This is a genomic window from Xenorhabdus sp. BG5, from assembly GCF_015163665.1.
Taxonomy (GTDB): Bacteria; Pseudomonadota; Gammaproteobacteria; order Enterobacterales; family Enterobacteriaceae; genus Xenorhabdus.
In genome coordinates, this window is record NZ_JADEUG010000001.1 from 1 (window position 1) to 17,857 (window position 17,857).

The 17,857-nt window shown below is 41.8% G+C and carries 15 protein-coding genes; 8 read left to right on the plus strand and 7 right to left on the minus strand.

Annotated elements, in window-relative coordinates; translation table 11 throughout:
• Positions 1–185: 185 nt before the first annotated feature.
• Positions 186–1,730 carry a sodium/proton antiporter NhaB gene (gene nhaB / locus IQ209_RS00005; RefSeq protein ID WP_193847805.1) on the minus strand — a complete coding sequence of 515 codons (1,545 nt, stop codon included), beginning with the start codon at positions 1,728–1,730 and terminating at the stop codon, positions 186–188.
• Positions 1,731–2,007: 277 nt separating this feature from the next.
• Between nhaB and fadR the strand changes: the two genes are divergently transcribed.
• The 3 genes from fadR (at position 2,008) to dadX (ending at position 5,704) form a co-directional block, all read left to right on the plus strand.
• The gene (fadR, locus tag IQ209_RS00010; protein WP_193847807.1) at positions 2,008–2,730 is read left to right on the plus strand and encodes a fatty acid metabolism transcriptional regulator FadR; all 723 of its coding nucleotides are present in this window, start codon (positions 2,008–2,010) and stop codon (positions 2,728–2,730) included.
• A 577-nt stretch (positions 2,731–3,307) separates the two neighbouring features.
• On the plus strand, positions 3,308–4,609 hold the full coding sequence (locus tag IQ209_RS00015; protein ID WP_193847809.1) for a D-amino acid dehydrogenase: 1,302 nt from the start codon (positions 3,308–3,310) through the stop codon (positions 4,607–4,609).
• 27 nt (positions 4,610–4,636) lie between these two features.
• Positions 4,637–5,704 (plus strand): catabolic alanine racemase DadX, encoded by a 1,068-nt coding sequence (gene dadX / locus IQ209_RS00020; protein ID WP_193847811.1) that lies wholly within the window; start codon positions 4,637–4,639, stop codon positions 5,702–5,704.
• Between the two features lie 60 nt (positions 5,705–5,764).
• Here dadX and IQ209_RS00025 read toward each other — a convergent pair whose 3' ends face one another.
• On the minus strand, positions 5,765–6,661 hold the full coding sequence (locus IQ209_RS00025; RefSeq protein WP_193847813.1) for a D-hexose-6-phosphate mutarotase: 897 nt from the start codon (positions 6,659–6,661) through the stop codon (positions 5,765–5,767).
• A 128-nt stretch (positions 6,662–6,789) separates the two neighbouring features.
• Complete coding sequence (gene gapA, locus IQ209_RS00030; protein WP_193847815.1) at positions 6,790–7,785, minus strand: glyceraldehyde-3-phosphate dehydrogenase; 996 nt, start codon at positions 7,783–7,785, stop codon at positions 6,790–6,792.
• A 342-nt stretch (positions 7,786–8,127) separates the two neighbouring features.
• Here gapA and msrB point away from each other — a divergent pair, with 342 nt between their 5' ends.
• A complete protein-coding gene (msrB, locus tag IQ209_RS00035; RefSeq protein WP_193847817.1) occupies positions 8,128–8,541 on the plus strand; it encodes a peptide-methionine (R)-S-oxide reductase MsrB in 414 nt (137 codons plus the stop codon).
• A gap of 202 nt (positions 8,542–8,743) precedes the next feature.
• Positions 8,744–9,025 carry a YeaC family protein gene (locus IQ209_RS00040; protein ID WP_193847819.1) on the plus strand — a complete coding sequence of 94 codons (282 nt, stop codon included), beginning with the start codon at positions 8,744–8,746 and terminating at the stop codon, positions 9,023–9,025.
• A 102-nt stretch (positions 9,026–9,127) separates the two neighbouring features.
• On the opposite strand, the gene pncA is transcribed toward IQ209_RS00040, so the two are convergent.
• From pncA to sppA, 3 genes are all read right to left on the minus strand, one after another.
• On the minus strand, positions 9,128–9,763 hold the full coding sequence (pncA, locus tag IQ209_RS00045; protein ID WP_193847821.1) for a bifunctional nicotinamidase/pyrazinamidase: 636 nt from the start codon (positions 9,761–9,763) through the stop codon (positions 9,128–9,130).
• Between the two features lie 24 nt (positions 9,764–9,787).
• Positions 9,788–10,807 carry an asparaginase gene (ansA, locus tag IQ209_RS00050; protein WP_193847823.1) on the minus strand — a complete coding sequence of 340 codons (1,020 nt, stop codon included), beginning with the start codon at positions 10,805–10,807 and terminating at the stop codon, positions 9,788–9,790.
• Positions 10,808–10,916: 109 nt separating this feature from the next.
• A complete protein-coding gene (gene sppA / locus IQ209_RS00055) occupies positions 10,917–12,794 on the minus strand; it encodes a signal peptide peptidase SppA (RefSeq protein WP_193847825.1) in 1,878 nt (625 codons plus the stop codon).
• Between the two features lie 167 nt (positions 12,795–12,961).
• Here sppA and IQ209_RS00060 point away from each other — a divergent pair, with 167 nt between their 5' ends.
• The 3 genes from IQ209_RS00060 to IQ209_RS00070 are packed head-to-tail and all read left to right on the plus strand — an operon-like array spanning position 12,962 to position 16,524.
• Positions 12,962–13,513, plus strand: a complete 552-nt coding sequence (locus IQ209_RS00060; protein WP_193847827.1) for an NAD(P)H nitroreductase — start codon at positions 12,962–12,964, stop codon at positions 13,511–13,513.
• 31 nt (positions 13,514–13,544) lie between these two features.
• On the plus strand, positions 13,545–14,588 hold the full coding sequence (gene selD / locus IQ209_RS00065) for a selenide, water dikinase SelD (RefSeq protein ID WP_193847829.1): 1,044 nt from the start codon (positions 13,545–13,547) through the stop codon (positions 14,586–14,588).
• A gap of 4 nt (positions 14,589–14,592) precedes the next feature.
• The gene (locus IQ209_RS00070) at positions 14,593–16,524 is read left to right on the plus strand and encodes a DNA topoisomerase III (protein ID WP_193848477.1); all 1,932 of its coding nucleotides are present in this window, start codon (positions 14,593–14,595) and stop codon (positions 16,522–16,524) included.
• Positions 16,525–16,594: 70 nt separating this feature from the next.
• Here IQ209_RS00070 and xthA read toward each other — a convergent pair whose 3' ends face one another.
• Positions 16,595–17,401 (minus strand): exodeoxyribonuclease III, encoded by an 807-nt coding sequence (gene xthA / locus IQ209_RS00075; RefSeq protein WP_193847831.1) that lies wholly within the window; start codon positions 17,399–17,401, stop codon positions 16,595–16,597.
• Positions 17,402–17,857: the final 456 nt, after the last annotated feature.

Genomic DNA, 17,857 nt, shown 5'->3' on the forward strand with positions numbered 1-17,857 from the left:
CGGCCAATTTAAAGGCCAGCGAATAGTCACGCTGAGTGCGTTTACTTTCTGATTTCATAACACTCTCCTCAAAAGATGAAGAAAAGTGTCAACCTTATTTAGGATGGGACATGATTAACAAAAAAGCCGGAGAGTGTGCAAAACCACACCATCCGGCAGTATATAGCGATAAATTCGGTCCCCAATTATAGTGGAGTGATTAAACCAAGTTTGATGAGATATTCAGTGGCAGGCACTAACCAGAATTCAACACACAACAGACCCACTAGTGTCATCACAATGGTATAAGGCAAGGCCATCATGACCATGCGACCATAAGAGAGACGGATCAACGGAGATAAGGCAGAAGTTAGCAGGAACAGAAACGCTGCTTGTCCATTAGGGGTTGCCACGGATGGTAAGTTAGTTCCTGTGTTGATGGCAACGGCCAAATATTCGTATTGTTGTTGCGAAATCAGGCCATTTTTCAAGGCGTTCAGCGCTTCATTAATGTAAACCGTACCGACGAAAACGTTATCAGAAACCGTGGAGAGCAATCCGTTGAACAAGTAGAATAAGGAAAGCTGTGAAGCGGGTGAAGACTGCAAGACAAATTGAATAAATGGCGAAAACAGTTGTTGGTCAACAATGACGGCAACCACAGAGAAAAATACGGTTAACAGGGCAGTGAACGGTAAAGCTTCCTCAAATGCTTTACCTAACGCATGTTCTTCGGTAATACCACAGAATGCAGTCGCTAAGATAATGACTGATAAGCCAATCAAACCCACTTCAGCCAAATGAAAAGCCAGTGCTACAATCAGCCAGAGGCCGATCAATGCTTGAACAGCAAGCTGGGCTTTTTCTTGGCGGGTACGTTTTTCACTGGCTTTTTGGTCGTAATCTTCCAGAACAGAGCGAACACGCTCAGGCAATTCAGCACCGTAACCGAACAATTTAAAATGTTCAACCAGCAAACAGACCAGCAAGCCACAGATAAACACAGGAATGGTGATTGGCGACATACGAATAAAGAATGTGACAAAATCCCAATCGACATGTTTGGCAATAATCAGGTTTTGGGGTTCACCAACCATAGTCATCACGCCGCCCAGTGCAGTACCAATCCCCGCATGCATCATCAAACTGCGCAGAAATGCCCGGAACTGTTCCAGCGTCTGTCTTTTATCCTCATTGTCAATGTACTTATCATCACTCAGTTCAGAACTGCTATTGTGGGAAAGAAATCGGTGATAGATGGCGTAAAACCCGATTGAAACACTAATGACAACGGCAATGACAGTCAAGGCATCAAGGAAAGCGGACAAGAAAGCACTCGACAGACAGAATGCTAATGCCAGCATTTTCTTGGAGCGGATACTTAGTAGCAGCTTTGTGAAAACAAACAGCAATAACTGTTTCATAAAGTAAATGCCCGCAACCATGAAAATCAGTAATAAAATGACTTCCAGATTGTTGGCAATTTCATGACCTATTTGTTTTGGCGAAGTCATTCCAATGATGACTGCTTCAATAGCGAGTAATCCTCCCGGTTGGAGAGGATAACATTTTAATGCCATTGCTAGTGTGAAGATAAACTCAACGATGAGCATCCAGCCAGCAACAAAGGGGCTGATAAAGAAGTAAACCAGTGGATTGATAATCAGAAAAACAATGATAGCGAGTTTGTACCAATCCGGCGAATTGCCGAGAAAGTTCTTCACCACTGCGCGTTGGATACTGATTTCCATTATTATTAATATTCCTCTTTGTGGATATGTAGAAAAAAGCTAAGTAGCGATAAATCAAAACGACCACTATAGAAACATATCGGAGCGGTATAGTACGCTCAATGCGATAGCAATTTAAGGGCATTAGCGCATAATTAATCGGCTAATGATCGCATTTTTTATGAGTCCTTTCACTCTTTCACGGTTTATTTACCTGGTAACTATGTCGATCAAGCACATTCTGGTATCATCAACCGCTATTATTAGCCAAGAAAACTGCTTTGGAATAATTAAAATTATGGTAATTAAGGCTCAAAGTCCTGCGAGTTTCGCGGAAGAGTATATCATTGAAAGTATTTGGAATAATCGCTTTCCACCCGGCTCCATACTGCCAGCAGAACGTGAATTGTCTGAATTGATCGGTGTCACCCGCACGACCTTGCGTGAAGTGTTGCAGCGCCTTGCCCGTGATGGTTGGTTGACTATTCAGCATGGCAAACCAACTAAGGTTAATAATTTCTGGGAAACATCCGGTCTTAATATTCTGGAAACTTTGGCGCGTCTTGATCATGATCGCGTTCCCCAATTGATTGATAACTTATTGGCAGTGCGAACCAATATTGCTGCCATCTTTATCCGCACTGCATTTAGGAACAATCCTGAAAAATCATTGGAAATTTTGGCAGAAAAAGAAAGTGTGCAAGATACCGCTGAAGCTTTCAGTTCTGTAGACTATGATATTTTCCGTGGTCTGGCTTTTGCGTCAGGAAACCCAATTTATGGTTTGATTATTAATGGGCTAAAAGGGTTGTATACCCGTGTTGGTCGTTATTATTTCTCCAGTCCTGAAGCACGTAATTTAGCGTTGAATTTTTACCAGCAGTTAAGCGCATTATGTCGTGAAAAAGCCTATGACAAGATCATGGGTTGTGTGCGTAATTATGGTAAAGAGAGTGGTATTATTTGGCATAGTATGCAGAGTATTATGATCAATGAATTGACGGAAAGATCAACGAATTAACAGAAACACGTCTTAAGTTGGTTAAACTCTTCGTTTTTTGTTTGCCTCGCTATTGGTTACATTTATTTACCCCAGTTATGTAGTGATATCATAGTTAGGTCATATAATATACAATTATATGATGCAACATTATCTATGTTTCTGGGGCATTTCTCTCATCATCACTTAATACATGTGTGCTATTTAAAAACACTCCCAACTGTGTAATGCAATTTTTTAAATTATTATTCTACTTAATTAACTATGAAGTTTGATGAAATTCCAAAAATTCTTATTTGTATGGAATTTTATAAATTTGTTATTGTGAATGCAATGTTTATTTTTTGCCATAAAAAGTACTTTAATAAGCAGAAATTAAAGGAATAAACAGTATTTTTATCTTCTTTAATAGACTGATTTAAATCAATTTATATTGAAATGCTACGTTTGTTGAAGAAATGCCTTTTTTATATTTTGTAATGTAAATGTGACTTAAACCCTAAAAGTTAATTAATTGTGTCATAGTCTATTATTCTGTATTGGCTTTTTATGTATAGCATATTATGCTTGCAAATATCACTTGCCAGTAGGGGGTAAAATGAAGGTCCTTATTTTAGGCAGCGGTGTTATTGGCGTAACCAGCGCATGGTATCTTGCACAAGCAGGCCATGAAGTCACCGTAATTGATCGCCAGAATAGTGCTGCGGAAGAAACGAGTGCCGCTAATGCCGGTCAAATCTCACCAGGGTATGCGACCCCTTGGGGGGCTCCAGGGATCCCACTAAAAGCAATAAAGTGGGTGTTTCAACGTCACGCACCTTTGGCTATTCGCCCTGATGGTTCCCTGTTTCAGTTACGCTGGGTGTGGCAAATGCTGCGTAATTGTGATGCAAGCCATTACGCGATGAATAAAAGCAGAATGGTACGTTTGGCAGAATATAGTCGGGATTGTATTAAACAGTTAAGAGCTGATACGGGGATCCAATATGAAGGGCGCCAGGGAGGAACCCTGCAATTGTTCAGGACCACCAAGCAATTTGATAATGCTGCCAATGATATCAAAGTGTTAGAGCAAGAAGGGGTTCCTTATCAGTTATTGACCGCTGAGCAATTGGCTACAGTGGAGCCAGCGCTTGCCAATGCTTCCCATAAACTGACCGGCGGGTTGCAATTACCTAATGATGAAACGGGTGATTGTCAACTTTTTACCAAAGCGCTGGCCAAAATGGCAGAAGATATTGGTGTACAGTTTGTATTTAATAAGCAGGTTAAACGGATTTTGGTGGATGGAAATAAAGTCACAGGTATTCAATGTGATGATGGCATCATGACGGCGGATCACTATGTGGTAGCGATGGGATCTTATTCCACTGAACTATTAAAAGAATTAGTTAAAATTCCGGTTTATCCGCTGAAAGGTTATTCATTGACGATGCCGGTCATGGACGAATCAAAAGCACCTGTTTCAACTGTGCTGGATGAAACTTACAAGATTGCCATTACGCGTTTTGATAATCGTATTCGCGTTGGTGGTATGGCAGAAGTGGTCGGATTTAATTTGAATGTCCTCCAGAATCGTTGTGAAACGTTAAAAATGGTTGTACAGGATCTATACCACAATGGTGGCAATATTACGGAGGCCTCATTCTGGACAGGTTTGCGTCCTATGACCCCGGACGGTACCCCTATTGTTGGGCCAACCAAATATGCGAATCTTCATTTAAATACGGGACATGGAACACTAGGTTGGACGATGGCCTGTGGTTCAGGGAAGTTACTGGCTGATTTAATTTCAGGCAAAAATCCGGATATTGCGGCAGATGATCTCTCTGTATTCAGATACATTGATGGCTTCAATATAAAAGTGTTGCCAATGAAGCCTCATTTACACACGGCATAAACTAATAAACTATAAGAAGGGGTCGTCATGCCACGTCCTATTTTGGCAACGATCCATCTCAATGCATTTCGCCATAATCTGTCGGTTATTCGTCAAATGGTGGGTAACAGTAAAATTTGGTCGGTAGTAAAAGCGGATGCGTATGGGCATGGATTGGGCAGAATATGGCAATCACTCATGCAGACAGATGGATTTGCACTGCTTGACATGAATGAAGCTATTTATTTAAGGGAGCAGGGATGGCAAGGGCCAATCTTGCTATTGGAGGGTTTTTTCAATCCTGCGGATTTACAGATTATCAATAAATACCGTCTGACAACCGTAGTACATAGTCATTGGCAGCTTGATGAGATAGAAAAAACTAAATTAGATGCTCCCATTGATATCTATTTGAAACTCAATAGTGGTATGAATCGGTTGGGATTCACCCCAAAAGAGTATACACAGATAGTTTCAATGGCGAGAAAGGTTAAAAATATTAAATCAGTGACTTTAATGACCCATTTTGCCAATTCGGATAATGAAATGGGTGTTGATGAACAATTCGCGGTTGTTGAACGTTTGCAAATAAACTCACTGCCCCATTGCCTGGCGAATTCTGGTGCTGTGTTGTGGCATCCGAAAACACATAAAGATTGGATACGACCAGGTATTATTCTTTATGGCGCGTCTCCTAGCGGAAAGTGGCGTGATATTGCCGATATTGGGTTAAAACCAGCCATGACGTTACAAAGTGAAATCATTGCAGTACATGAGCTTCCCAAGGGGAAAAAAATTGGCTATGGCAGCCGCTATATAACCCAGAAACCCATGCGTGTCGGTACAGTTGCCTGTGGTTATGCGGATGGATATCCGCGGCATGCCCCAACAGGAACACCTGTCATGGTTGGTGGTGTTCGTACCCGGTTATTGGGTGCTATATCAATGGACATGATGACGGTTGATTTGACTCCGTGTCCTCAGGCAAATATAGGCAGTATTGCCGAGTTGTGGGGAGAAAATCTACCCGTAGACGAAGTCGCAAACTCAGCAGGAACCATTGGTTATGAGCTTTTGTGCGCTTTAGCGAAGCGCGTTCCTGTCACTGTGGTTTAATTCTTTCTATCTTTAATAATTCAGGCATTTTTATCCTTAATTTTGGAATAAATGCCTGTTCTATATTCCACTTGATTGATTATTAGCTGAGAATTTACGGCAGCGGATAATGACAGAAAGTCTGTCAGGGTTGCCATTCTTAGGCTGCAATGGGTTATTGATACGTGCAGTTTCGATACAAGCCATATTTTTATAACCCTCTTTGCTCATATCTTTCATACTACTGGAAAGTGCAGCGCCAGGATTCCAGCATACTACTTCGCTATGGTGATAGTGGTGTATTTCAATTGTTCGTTTCCATAGCGGATCTCTGAGCAGGTTAAAATCATCTGGTTCTGTATAAATGCGGTCTGTTCTCCCGTGGAAGGCGAAATCTTCATCAATATATTGCTCGGTATCGGTGAGGGTATCAATGAAATGTGAACCCAGCCCACTAATTCGAATTTGATTGATGTCACTCACATTGAAGTAAGAGTGAAGGGCACACGTGGCTTGATATTCACCGTGGGGTTCTAATTCTATTTCGCAAGTTTCCCCCAATTTAAAGCGGGCAATCAGCGTGAATTCATGTGGCCATAACTTACGGGTATATGCGTTATCCTGTAATGTGAACGTCAAAATAACACCATTTTCATTTTCATCATGGGCTTTGAGTTCCCAGGGGAGTATCCGTGCAAATCCATGACTAGGAGCAGCAAACGAACCAAACCAAGGCCAACAGATGGGAATACCACCACGAATGGCAGTACCTGCGCTGAAAAGAGTGTTATCACTTACCCATAATACGGGTTTTTCGTTATTGGGCTGCCAGGTAATCAGATGTGCACCTTGAATACTGATCACCCCGCGAGCTTTGGGATGGGAAACAACAATTAACGGAAAACCATCAATATTTCGCTGGCTAATATAAGGGGAGAGCTGTTCTACAATCGGTAATGAGAAAATTTTATCAAGCATCTGTCATGACCTTATGTAAACTTAAGTTGGCAGTTGAACTAAGGGATAAGAATATCTCAATATTTTAGTTAGATAAATATAAAAGCCACCTGTAAACAGATGGCTTTTGAAAGTGGATAAAAGCTCAATTATTTGGCGATGTGAGCGATCAGATCCAGAACTTTATTGGAATAACCGGTTTCGTTGTCATACCAGGAAACCAGTTTTACAAAGTTATCGTTCAGCGCGATACCTGCTTTTGCATCAAATACAGAAGTCAGTTTTTCGCCGTTGAAATCCGTGGAAACCACGTCATCTTCAGTATAGCCCAGAATGCCTTTCAGTTCGCTTTCTGCGGCTTCTTTAATCGCGTCACAGATTTCTGTATAAGTTGCTGGTTTAGCCAGACGTGCAGTCAGGTCAACAACAGAGACGTTAGGAGTAGGAACACGGAAAGACATGCCGGTCAGTTTGCCGTTCAGTTCTGGGATAACTTTGCCTACTGCTTTTGCTGCGCCAGTGGAAGATGGGATGATATTCTGTGCTGCACCACGGCCACCACGCCAGTCTTTTGCTGAAGGACCATCAACCGTTTTCTGGGTAGCCGTTGTTGCGTGAACGGTAGTCATCAGACCTTCAACGATACCAAATTTGTCATTGATAACTTTAGCCAGTGGAGCCAGACAGTTAGTGGTACAGGATGCGTTGGAAACGATATCCTGGCCTGCATAGGCATTATGGTTGACACCCATAACGAACATTGGAGTATCGTCTTTGGATGGACCGGTCAGAACAACTTTTTTCGCGCCAGCAGTGATATGCTTACGTGCCGTTTCATCGGTCAGGAAAATACCTGTTGCTTCTGCAACAACATTAACACCGACTTCGTTCCATTTCAGGTTAGCTGGGTCTCTTTCAGATGTCACACGGATGGTTTTGCCGTTAACAACCAGTTGGCCGTCTTTAACTTCAACAGTGCCTTTGAAGCGGCCGTGGGTTGAATCGTATTTCAGCATGTATGCCATGTATTCTGCATCCAACAGATCATTGATCGCAACGATTTCAATGTCTGAACGTTCTTGAGCAGCACGGAAAACAATACGGCCGATACGACCAAAACCGTTAATACCTACTTTGATAGTCATAGTATTCCACCAGCTATGTTTTAGTGAATTAAAAGTTGTTTCTAAAGTTACCAAAATCTTGCCAGCCGTCAAGCGGAATCGTGTCAACAATTGAAAAAGATCAATTTAAGAATCACTATCTAGACGATTGTTATACAGCTGGAACAAGCTCTACGCACACTATTATCGGGGTATAAGGAGATATTTAAAGTTACCATTGGTTAGTTATGTGAGACTTATCACAATTAGTAAAGTAAATTGCTATGTTGGATGGGTTAGAATGCATTTTGACATTTTGGTGTTAATTTTGGGTTGTTTCCGATGATATTTTATTGAAAATATTGACCTTAAAAGGTGGTCATTATGACTAAAAGTCAAAATATTTCCCTTTCTATAGAACAGCTTGGTGAAATGCAGCGCTATGTTACGCAAGAAGCAGGTACTGAGCCACCATTTTCAGGAAAACTACTGCACAATAAAAAAAATGGCGTTTATTATTGCTTGTGTTGCCGCCAGCCATTGTTTGTTTCTGATACGAAATTTGATTCGGGATGTGGATGGCCGAGCTTCGACCAACCGATTAGTGATGGTTCCATCACATATCTTGATGATTATTCTCATAATATGCATCGGATAGAGGTGCGTTGTAGCCAATGTCAGGCACATTTGGGGCATGTCTTTCCCGATGGCCCCAAACCGACGGGAGAACGTTTTTGTATTAATTCAGCAGCGCTGCGTTTTGTTGATAAAGAAACAGGCGAAGAAACGGCAGGTTAATGTTATTTTGAATACTCTGAATTTAAATGAAATATTGGCCTTATGAGCAGAAAAGAAACGATTCAGCTTATTTTTTGACAAAGTACTCTTAACTGTTCTTAAGGTCAATATATTAATAATAATCATATCGGCTTATCGCCGTACAAGTAAAATATGTCGTGCATGTAGTGAAATAGAGCACATAGCCATTAAGGAAATTTCGATGAAGTTGGATGATTTACTCTCCGCCATGACTCCTGAAATTTATCAGCGATTAGTTCAGGCTGTTGAACTAGGAAAATGGCAGGATGGTGTACCACTCACGCCGGAACAGAAAGAATACAGTTTACAGGCGGTGATGCTCTGGCAAGCAAAACATAATCATGATCCTGAACATATGACGATTGGCACAGACGGCCAAATTACCATAAAAAGTAAACAGGAGTTAAAGGCTATATTTCAGTCCGACATGGTCGCAAAGTTAAAACCTCAGTCGGAAGATTGAAATGGCATGAATTGAGAACCTCGTCCTATTTCTGTCGAAGAACGAGGTTCTTTTCGGTTAAATTTATTAATGATTTTGGCTGTTGTAGTAATGATTTGGGGGTTATAAAATGAATAAAATTTCATTTTGTGGAATTAACTTAGCCCCCTTTCTGTCCATTTCCTCAACTGCTCGCTGGCTATCATTTTTCTGGATATTAACACCACGACAGCCATCAATAATAACATAGGTTTCATAACCTAGTGCCAGGGCATCAAGTACGGTAAATTTTACGCAGTAATCAGTGGCGATACCCATGACGAGCAGGCGTTTTATATTCTGCTCTGTTAGCCATGCATCCAAATGGGTTTTACTTTTATGGTCATTATCAAAGAATGCACTATAGCTATCTATTTGGGGATTTTCACCTTTGCGGAAAATTTCTTGAATAGCAGATTGATTTAACAAAGGATGAAACTCTGCACCAAACTCTCCTTGTATACAATGGTTCGGCCACCATATTTGAGGAATGCCATTGAGTTCTCCTAATTCACCGACTTTTTGTCCTGAGTTTTCTGCAAAGCTCATATGGTTAGCAGGATGCCAATCCTGAGTTGCGATGACAGTGATAGTGTTTTCCTGACATCGTGCAATAACATTATTTGCTACCTTAATCACTGCATCACTATCTTTGACAGCCAGGGCGCCCCCAGTACAAAAGTCGTTTTGTAGATCGATAAGTAATAATGCTGTTTTCATCATATTTCTCGATTCATCTGTTTATTATTCATCAGCATAACTCAATTCTCCCCGCAGATTTTGTTGCATCAGATAGCGGATCTCTTCAAGTGTATAAGATTGGCTCAATAAATAGTGCAATTTCGTTAAAGTTGCCTCGAAAGTCATGTCATAACCACTGATAACCCCTGATGCAGCCAGAGAATGACCAGTCGCATAGCCTTCCATGTTGACTCGACCAGAAATACATTGTGTCAAATTAACCACAATAATACCTCTCTCAGTTGCTTTCTTTAACGTTTGTAACAAATCAGCACGTTGCGGAGCATTGCCAACACCGTATGAGCGTAAAATTAACGCCTTGACTGGTTGCATCAGAATATTTTCTACCACTTGACTGGATAATCCCGGATAAATGGTCACGACACCAATCGGTTGTGATGTGATTGTATTCACAACAAATTTGCCGTGACTAACAGGTATAGGATTTGTTTTGAAGGTGCGAATATTTATCCCGGCTTCCATCAGTGGGGGGCAGTTAGGGGATGAAAAAGCATTAAAACCATCTGCATGGGCTTTAATTGTTCTATTGCCACGAAATAACTTATTGTTAAAAAACAAGCTGACTTCGTTAATAGGGTAGTTTGCTGCGAGGTACAGCGCATTAAGAAGATTGGTTTGCCCATCGGAACGCAATGCTTCCAGCGGGATTTGTGACCCTGTCACAATAATGGGTTTATTAAGGTTTTCGCATATGAAGGAGAGTGCTGACGCAGTGAAAGCCATGGTATCTGTACCGTGTAGAATAACAAAGCCATCATAGTCATGATAATTCTGATAGATATCATTTGCGATAATGCTCCAGTCGTCAGGACTCATATCAGAAGAATCAATCAGGGGTTGGTGTTCACGGATCGTGAATGTCGGCATTTCTGGACGGTGAAATTCTGGCATTTTAGCGAGTTGTTGCTGTAAATGACCGGAAACGGGAATGTATCCATTGGGGGAATGTTGCATCCCAATAGTACCGCCAGTGTAAACAACATAGATCGATTTCTTCTGCATGGTAACGCCTCAATAAAAACATTTAGCCGGATTATAGGGAGTATCAAGAATAAAAAAAGCCTGATGGTGAAATCAGGCTTGAAATCGGTTGGAAACTTGATCAATTATTTTAACGAATATCGACACAATTCAGACAGAATGTGTAGATATTTTGCGGATCTTTCATATTGTTATAAAATGCGGCTTGTTTTTTCACATCTTGAGCGACTTCAGCAAATGGAGCCGGCAACATTGACTGCAAAGTATTTGGCAATAGTGCTTGCGCTGATGAAGTCAGTCCCAGCATGAATTTTTCCGAGAATGAAAGTTCAGGTTGCATCCAGTCCAGTGATACATTTTTGACCTTTGCCAGCTCAGCGGCTTTTTTAACGGCATCATCAAAATCACCCAGCTGATCGACTAAACCATGCTTTTTGGCATCAATGCCACTCCAAACACGCCCTTGAGCGATATTATCGATTTCATCCAAAGACTTATTACGGGCAACTGCAACTAACCCGATAAATTTACGGTAGCCATTTTCAATAGCTAACTGTATTGTATCTGAAAATGTCTGGTTGATACCTCTGGTGACAGAAATATCGGCTAATGGCGTTGTTGAAACACCATCGGTATTCACACCAACGTAATTGAGGCTTTTCTCAAAGGTTTGAACGACACCAAAAACACCAATCGAGCCTGTTAAGGTACTCGGATCAGCAATAATGTAATTAGCAGGGGTAGATATCCAATAACCCCCTGAGGCAGTCATCCCTCCCATGGAAACTACAATAGGTTTCGCATTTCCTGCCTTGTCATCTCGGATAGCTGCTAATTCATTGCGAATAATTTCAGACGCACTGATACTGCCACCAGGGCTGTTTACGCGTAATACGATCGCTTTTATGTTGGGGTTATGGTGTGCGGCACGTAGTTGTTCAACAATAGTGTCACTTCCAGCGATACCAGGTGATTGCTTACCTTCTAAAATGGCTCCTTCAACAACAATGACAGCAATGTTGCCTTTATTATCTGTATGTTGTACGGGTTTTTGGCTGATGTAATCATAGATGCTGATGTAATTGAAATGTTTTTGTTCTTTATTCCAGCCGAATTTCTCCTGCATTTTCTTTTCAACGGCATTGCGTGGCTCAATATAGTCCACCAGTTTGTTTTGGTACGCATACAGTGAAGAGTCCCCGCCAGCTTTACGGAATTTCTCGATAAAGTTTGTTGCGCCAGGGAAGACCTGATCGGCAGGGATGTGCCGGTTAACTGCGATAGTATTTAAGTAATTGTCCCACAATTCGTTGAGCCAGAGGCTGTCAGCTTCACGAGCCTCTTTTGACATATCGTCACGCAGCATGGGCTCAACGGCTGATTTATAGGTTCCCACGCGGAAAATATGGGTAGATACCTTTAACGTATCTAACAATGACTTGTAGTATAAATGATTGGTGGAAAAACCACGGATATCAACAGCACCGAGGGGAGATAAATATATTTTATCGGCATAGCTGGCTAAATGATATTGTGATTGGCTGTAAGAATCACCAATCGCAAAAACAGGTTTACCAGCAGCTTTAAATTCGTTGATAGCCTTGCCAATATATCTCATAGAAGTCTGGTCTGCGCCGATGAAATCATTTAGCTTTAATACCATACCTGTAATTTGGGGATCGTTTTTTGCGCGGCGAATGTTGTCAACAACGTCAAACACGGAGGTTTCTTTGTAATTGCTATTGGATGACCCAAATAGATCTTTTGCAAATTGTTCAAATGGACTGCGATCAGTTACGCGATCAAGAACAATACCAGACAGGTTGACATACAATGCCCCGTGATAGTTATCGCCAAGTTTGGATTGTTGTTGGTAAACGATGACACCAACAACGACAACAACAATCAACAGAATAAAAATAAGATTGAAAATAAATTGGCGGGCAAAATTTAGGAGCTTCCAACTCCATTTAAATAATGCTGCCGTGAAGTGCCATAATTTGCGCATGTTGTCTCCGGTTATGGTATCAAATGGGGTTATCCTAATCAGCTCGCTGGGAAATGTCAGCTGGAAATCATGTTATTGATTGAAAAAACAGTTTATGTGCTTTCATTCATTAACGAATAAACAGAGAATGTTGGTTTGAGACAGATTATCTTATTTAGGAGAAAATAATGAATGCTTTGGAACTTTTGTTAAATCGTCGTTCAGTTTCACGTTTAACAACCCCCGCCCCAAAAGGTAATGAATTGCAACATATTTTAGCTGCAGGGATGAGAGCGCCTGACCATGGGGCTTTGCGTCCTTGGCATTTTATTGTGATGGAAGGGGAAGGCATAAATAAATTCAGTCATCTTCTTGAAAAAGCAGCAATTGAGGGCGGGCTGGGCAAGGAAGTTGAGGAGAAAGCAAAAAATGCCCCTTACCGATCACCCATGATTATTACCGTTATCGCCAAGGTCGTTGAACATGCAAAAGTTCCGGCATGGGAGCAAGTCGTTGCTGCGGGGTGTGCCGTTCACGCAATGCAAATGGCCGCAGTCACCCAAGGTTTTGGCGGTATATGGCGTTCAGGCTCATGGACAGAAGATCCTACTGTTAGGGCGGGCTTGGGATGTGAGGAAAATGACAAGATTGTGGGATTCCTTTACTTAGGAACCCCAGAACTCAGGGCCCCTGCAAAAGTCGCAACACCCGATTTGACGAATTTTGTCAGTTATTTCTAATTTGTCAGTGACATCTTAACCGGAGCGACTCATGTCAACTGAAATCCGTCTGACTCAATACAGCCATGGTGCCGGATGTGGCTGCAAAATTTCGCCTAAGGTGCTGGAAACAATTTTGCACAGTGAACAGGCAAAGTTTTTCGATCCTCATCTTTTGGTAGGCAATGAAACCCGTGATGATGCTGCTGTGTATGATATTGGTAATGGTACAGGCATCATTAGTACTACGGATTTCTTTATGCCTATTGTTGATGATCCATTTGATTTTGGCCGTATTGCGGCGACTAATGCCATTAGTGATATTTACGCGATGGGAGGGAAACCAATCATGGCAATTGCGATTTTGGGTTGGCCGATTAATAAGCTGGCTCCGAAAATTGCGCAAAATGTCATTGAGGGAGCTCGGGCTGTTTGTCAGGAAGCGGGCATTTCCCTGGCTGGAGGGCATTCTATTGATGCCCCTGAACCCATATTCGGTTTGGCAGTGACGGGCATTATCAATATTGAACGTGTAAAGCGTAATAATCAGGCAAAAGCGGGAAGTCTCTTGTTCCTGACTAAACCTTTGGGCGTTGGCGTATTGACTACGGCTGAAAAGAAAGGATTGCTTCAACTTAAACACCAAGGTATTGCGAAAGAAACTATGTGCCAGTTGAATAAAGCGGGGACAGATTTTGCAGGAATTGAGGGGGTTACCGCTATGACGGATGTAACAGGTTTCGGTCTGTTAGGGCATTTGAGTGAAATTTGTGCAGGTTCTGGCGTTCAGGCGAAGGTCAAATTTTCACAAATTCCGCGATTGCCGGATGTTGATGTTTACATTGAAAAAGGTTGCGTACCCGGAGGCACGGGACGCAATTTTGACAGTTATGGGCACTTAGTTGGAAAGATGACTCCCCAGCAACGTTATCTCCTGTGTGACCCACAAACTTCGGGTGGTTTATTGCTGGCAATTTTGCCGGATGCCGTGGAAGAGGCGAAAGCCGTTGCACGAAGCCACGACATTGATTTTTTTGCTATTGGTGAACTGACTGAGCCAAGCTCAGGCGGAGCACTAATTGAAGTTCTTGAATAATTCCATGCGTCTTTTTATTGCAGAAAAACCCAGCCTAGCGAGAGCTATCGCAGATGTTTTACCGAAACCCCATCGACGTGGGGATGGGTTTATCGAATGCGGTAATAACCTGTTTGTGACTTGGTGTGTGGGTCATCTATTGGAGCAGGCTGAACCCGATGCCTACGATAGCCGTTATGCTCGTTGGGTATTGGCTGATTTACCGATCATTCCTGAAAAATGGCAGTTAAAGCCACGGGCAGCCGTGGCCAAACAGCTCAACACAATTAAATCGCTGTTGGAAAGAGCGACCGAAATAATCCATGCAGGTGACCCTGATCGTGAAGGTCAATTGCTGGTGGATGAAGTGCTGGATTTTTTAGATTTGGATACGGATAAAAAACACAATGTCCAGCGATGCCTAATTAATGACCTGAATCCTCAAGCAGTCACAAAAGCGATTGAACGGTTAAGGAACAATCGGGAGTTTATCCCCTTATGTGTTTCTGCACTCGCCAGAGCCAGAGCGGATTGGCTTTATGGCATCAATATGACCCGTGCTTACACTTTATTAGGCAAAAATGCAGGTTATCAAGGAGTATTATCGGTTGGGCGTGTCCAAACGCCTGTTTTAGGTTTGGTTGTGCGCCGCGATGAAGAAATAGAAAATTTCGTGCCGAAAGATTTCTTTGAAGTCAAAGCACATGTTGTTACACCCAATGAAGAGCGATTTACGGCTTTATGGCAACCCAGTGAATCTTGCATTGATTTTCAGGATGAAGAAGGGAGAATTATTCACCGGCCGTTGGCTGAGCATGTTGTTGCGCGTATTACTGGACAACCCGCCTATGTCTCTTCCTACCAGGATAAGCGTGAATCAGAAACGGCACCATTGCCTTTTTCCCTGTCATCCTTACAGATTGAAGCGGCCAAGCGTTTTGGCTTGAGTGCTCAGGATGTGCTCGACATTTGTCAGCGGCTTTATGAAACCCATAAATTGATCACTTATCCACGCTCTGACAGTCGTTACCTGCCGGAAGAACATTTTGTTGGACGTCATGCGGTCCTGAATGCCATTTCGGTTCATGCTACCCATTTGCTTGCGCAGGATGCTTTAGATATAGAGCAAAAAAACCGCTGTTGGGATGATAAGAAGGTTGATGCTCACCATGCCATTATTCCTACTGCACGTAGTAGCCAGGTCAATTTCACCGAAAATGAAAGCCATATTTATAGCTTGATTGCACGACAATACCTGATGCAGTTTTTTCCTGATGCGGTATTTCGGAAGTGTACAATTGAACTTGATATTGCAGGTGGGAAATTTATCGCCAAGGCACGTTTTCTGGCAGAAGCGGGTTGGCGAACTCTGCTTGGCAACAAGGAACGGGATGAAGAGAATGAAGGCACGCCATTACCTGTTGTTGCTAAAGGAGATGAGTTATTGTGTGAGAAAGGTGAAGTGGTGGAAAAACAGACACAACCTCCACGGCCTTTCACTGATGCAACACTATTGTCTGCAATGACTGGCATAGCTCGATTTGTGCAGGATAAGGCGTTGAAAAAGGTGCTTCGTGCCACTGATGGCTTGGGTACGGAAGCGACCCGAGCAGGGATCATCGAGCTGCTATTCAAACGGGATTTCCTGTACAAAAAAGGGCGCTATATTCACGCGACTCCGGCTGGCAGGGCTTTAATTCATGTATTGCCGGACATGGCGGTATTGCCAGATATGACTGCACATTGGGAATCGCGGTTGACACAAATCAGCGAAAAGCAATTCCGCTATCAGGATTTTATGTTCCCCCTTCAGGAAACATTGCAGCAGTTGATTTGGCAGGCAAAACAGCATCGTAATTTGACGGCTTTTAGGGACTTACCTCCTGTTCCCGTTAACACCAAAAAAGGGAAAGGAAAGCAGGCAAAATCCAGTAAGAGCAGGGCAAAGAAAGATTAAGCCAATCAGGGATAATCCGAAATGATGACGCAGCACCATAATGGGTGGTGCTGTGTTTCATGATCGCTGTTTATATCTTAAATTCAGTCCAAACAGGGGCATGATCGGATGGTTTTTCCATGCTGCGGATAGCATAATCGATACCAGAAGAGAGACATCTTTCTGCTAACGGATGGCTGGCAAGCAGCAGATCAATGCGCAGTCCGCGATTATCATCAAAGCCTTTTGAACGATAGTCGAACCAAGAAAATTGGTCATTGACTTCGGGGCTTAGTGCGCGGAATGTATCGATGAATCCCCAATGTTTTAAGCGTTCCATCCATTCACGCTCTTCTGGCAAGAAAGAACATTTTCCCGTCTTCAACCAGCGTTTCTGGTTGTTTTCTCCGATGCCAATATCGAGATCTGTTGGACTGATATTCATATCTCCCATAATTAGAATGTGTGACTCCGGAGAATGGTGAGTTTCCAGATAAGACAGTAGATCTTGATAAAACTTTTCTTTTGCTGGAAATTTAATCGGATGGTCACGGCTTTCCCCTTGCGGAAAATAGCCATTAATTACAGTGAGTAAACCAAGAGGTGTTTCGATATCGGCCATAATAATGCGGCGCTGTGCATCATCGCCGTCAGTAGGAAAACCTTTACGGATATCTACGGGTTGTTGGCGAGTCAACAGGGCGACACCATAGTGCGATTTTTGACCATGATAAAAGACGTGATAACCCAACTTACTGACTTCTTCCAGAGGAAACATTTCATCATGGACTTTTATTTCTTGTAATCCGATAACATCAGGTTGGTGTTGTTCAACAATGGCAGCGAGTTGATGATGACGTGCTCTTAACCCATTAATATTGAATGATATAAATTTCATATTGTTATAATCACCTATAAAATATTCTTATTATCAATACTAACAGATACAAATAAGGATGTAACTATTTATTAAATAATAAAATTCACCTGGTTACCTTGATAATTCGCTATTTTACTCATATATGTAATACTATATTGAGTATAATGCTCTCGTTACCCAAAATTTAAAGTGTCGAATCGATTTTTAAATAATAAAAAGACACCAAATCAATAAATAGTAAATTAATTGATATATAATAATTCACTAATTGTTATATGTTATATTCAACATTTGATATTATAATTTTCTGTGAGAGTTTTTATTCTTGAAATTTATTTTATGTTGTGTGTTACAAAAATTAATTAATGAAAAAGTAGAAGAGTTAATCAATCTCTGATAGAAATTTGAACTTGTAGGCCATGGTTATATTTATTAATGGTTTACAATCACGGTGGAATATTCATCATGATATAG

Coding starts and splice junctions, on each gene's coding strand:
- nhaB (WP_193847805.1), bottom strand. CDS start 1,730: ATGGAAATCAGTATCCAACGCGCAGTGGTGAAGAACTTTCTCGGCAAT.
- fadR (WP_193847807.1), top strand. CDS start 2,008: ATGGTAATTAAGGCTCAAAGTCCTGCGAGTTTCGCGGAAGAGTATATC.
- IQ209_RS00015 (WP_193847809.1), top strand. CDS start 3,308: ATGAAGGTCCTTATTTTAGGCAGCGGTGTTATTGGCGTAACCAGCGCA.
- dadX (WP_193847811.1), top strand. CDS start 4,637: ATGCCACGTCCTATTTTGGCAACGATCCATCTCAATGCATTTCGCCAT.
- IQ209_RS00025 (WP_193847813.1), bottom strand. CDS start 6,661: ATGCTTGATAAAATTTTCTCATTACCGATTGTAGAACAGCTCTCCCCT.
- gapA (WP_193847815.1), bottom strand. CDS start 7,785: ATGACTATCAAAGTAGGTATTAACGGTTTTGGTCGTATCGGCCGTATT.
- msrB (WP_193847817.1), top strand. CDS start 8,128: ATGACTAAAAGTCAAAATATTTCCCTTTCTATAGAACAGCTTGGTGAA.
- IQ209_RS00040 (WP_193847819.1), top strand. CDS start 8,744: ATGAAGTTGGATGATTTACTCTCCGCCATGACTCCTGAAATTTATCAG.
- pncA (WP_193847821.1), bottom strand. CDS start 9,763: ATGAAAACAGCATTATTACTTATCGATCTACAAAACGACTTTTGTACT.
- ansA (WP_193847823.1), bottom strand. CDS start 10,807: ATGCAGAAGAAATCGATCTATGTTGTTTACACTGGCGGTACTATTGGG.
- sppA (WP_193847825.1), bottom strand. CDS start 12,794: ATGCGCAAATTATGGCACTTCACGGCAGCATTATTTAAATGGAGTTGG.
- IQ209_RS00060 (WP_193847827.1), top strand. CDS start 12,962: ATGAATGCTTTGGAACTTTTGTTAAATCGTCGTTCAGTTTCACGTTTA.
- selD (WP_193847829.1), top strand. CDS start 13,545: ATGTCAACTGAAATCCGTCTGACTCAATACAGCCATGGTGCCGGATGT.
- IQ209_RS00070 (WP_193848477.1), top strand. CDS start 14,593: ATGCGTCTTTTTATTGCAGAAAAACCCAGCCTAGCGAGAGCTATCGCA.
- xthA (WP_193847831.1), bottom strand. CDS start 17,401: ATGAAATTTATATCATTCAATATTAATGGGTTAAGAGCACGTCATCAT.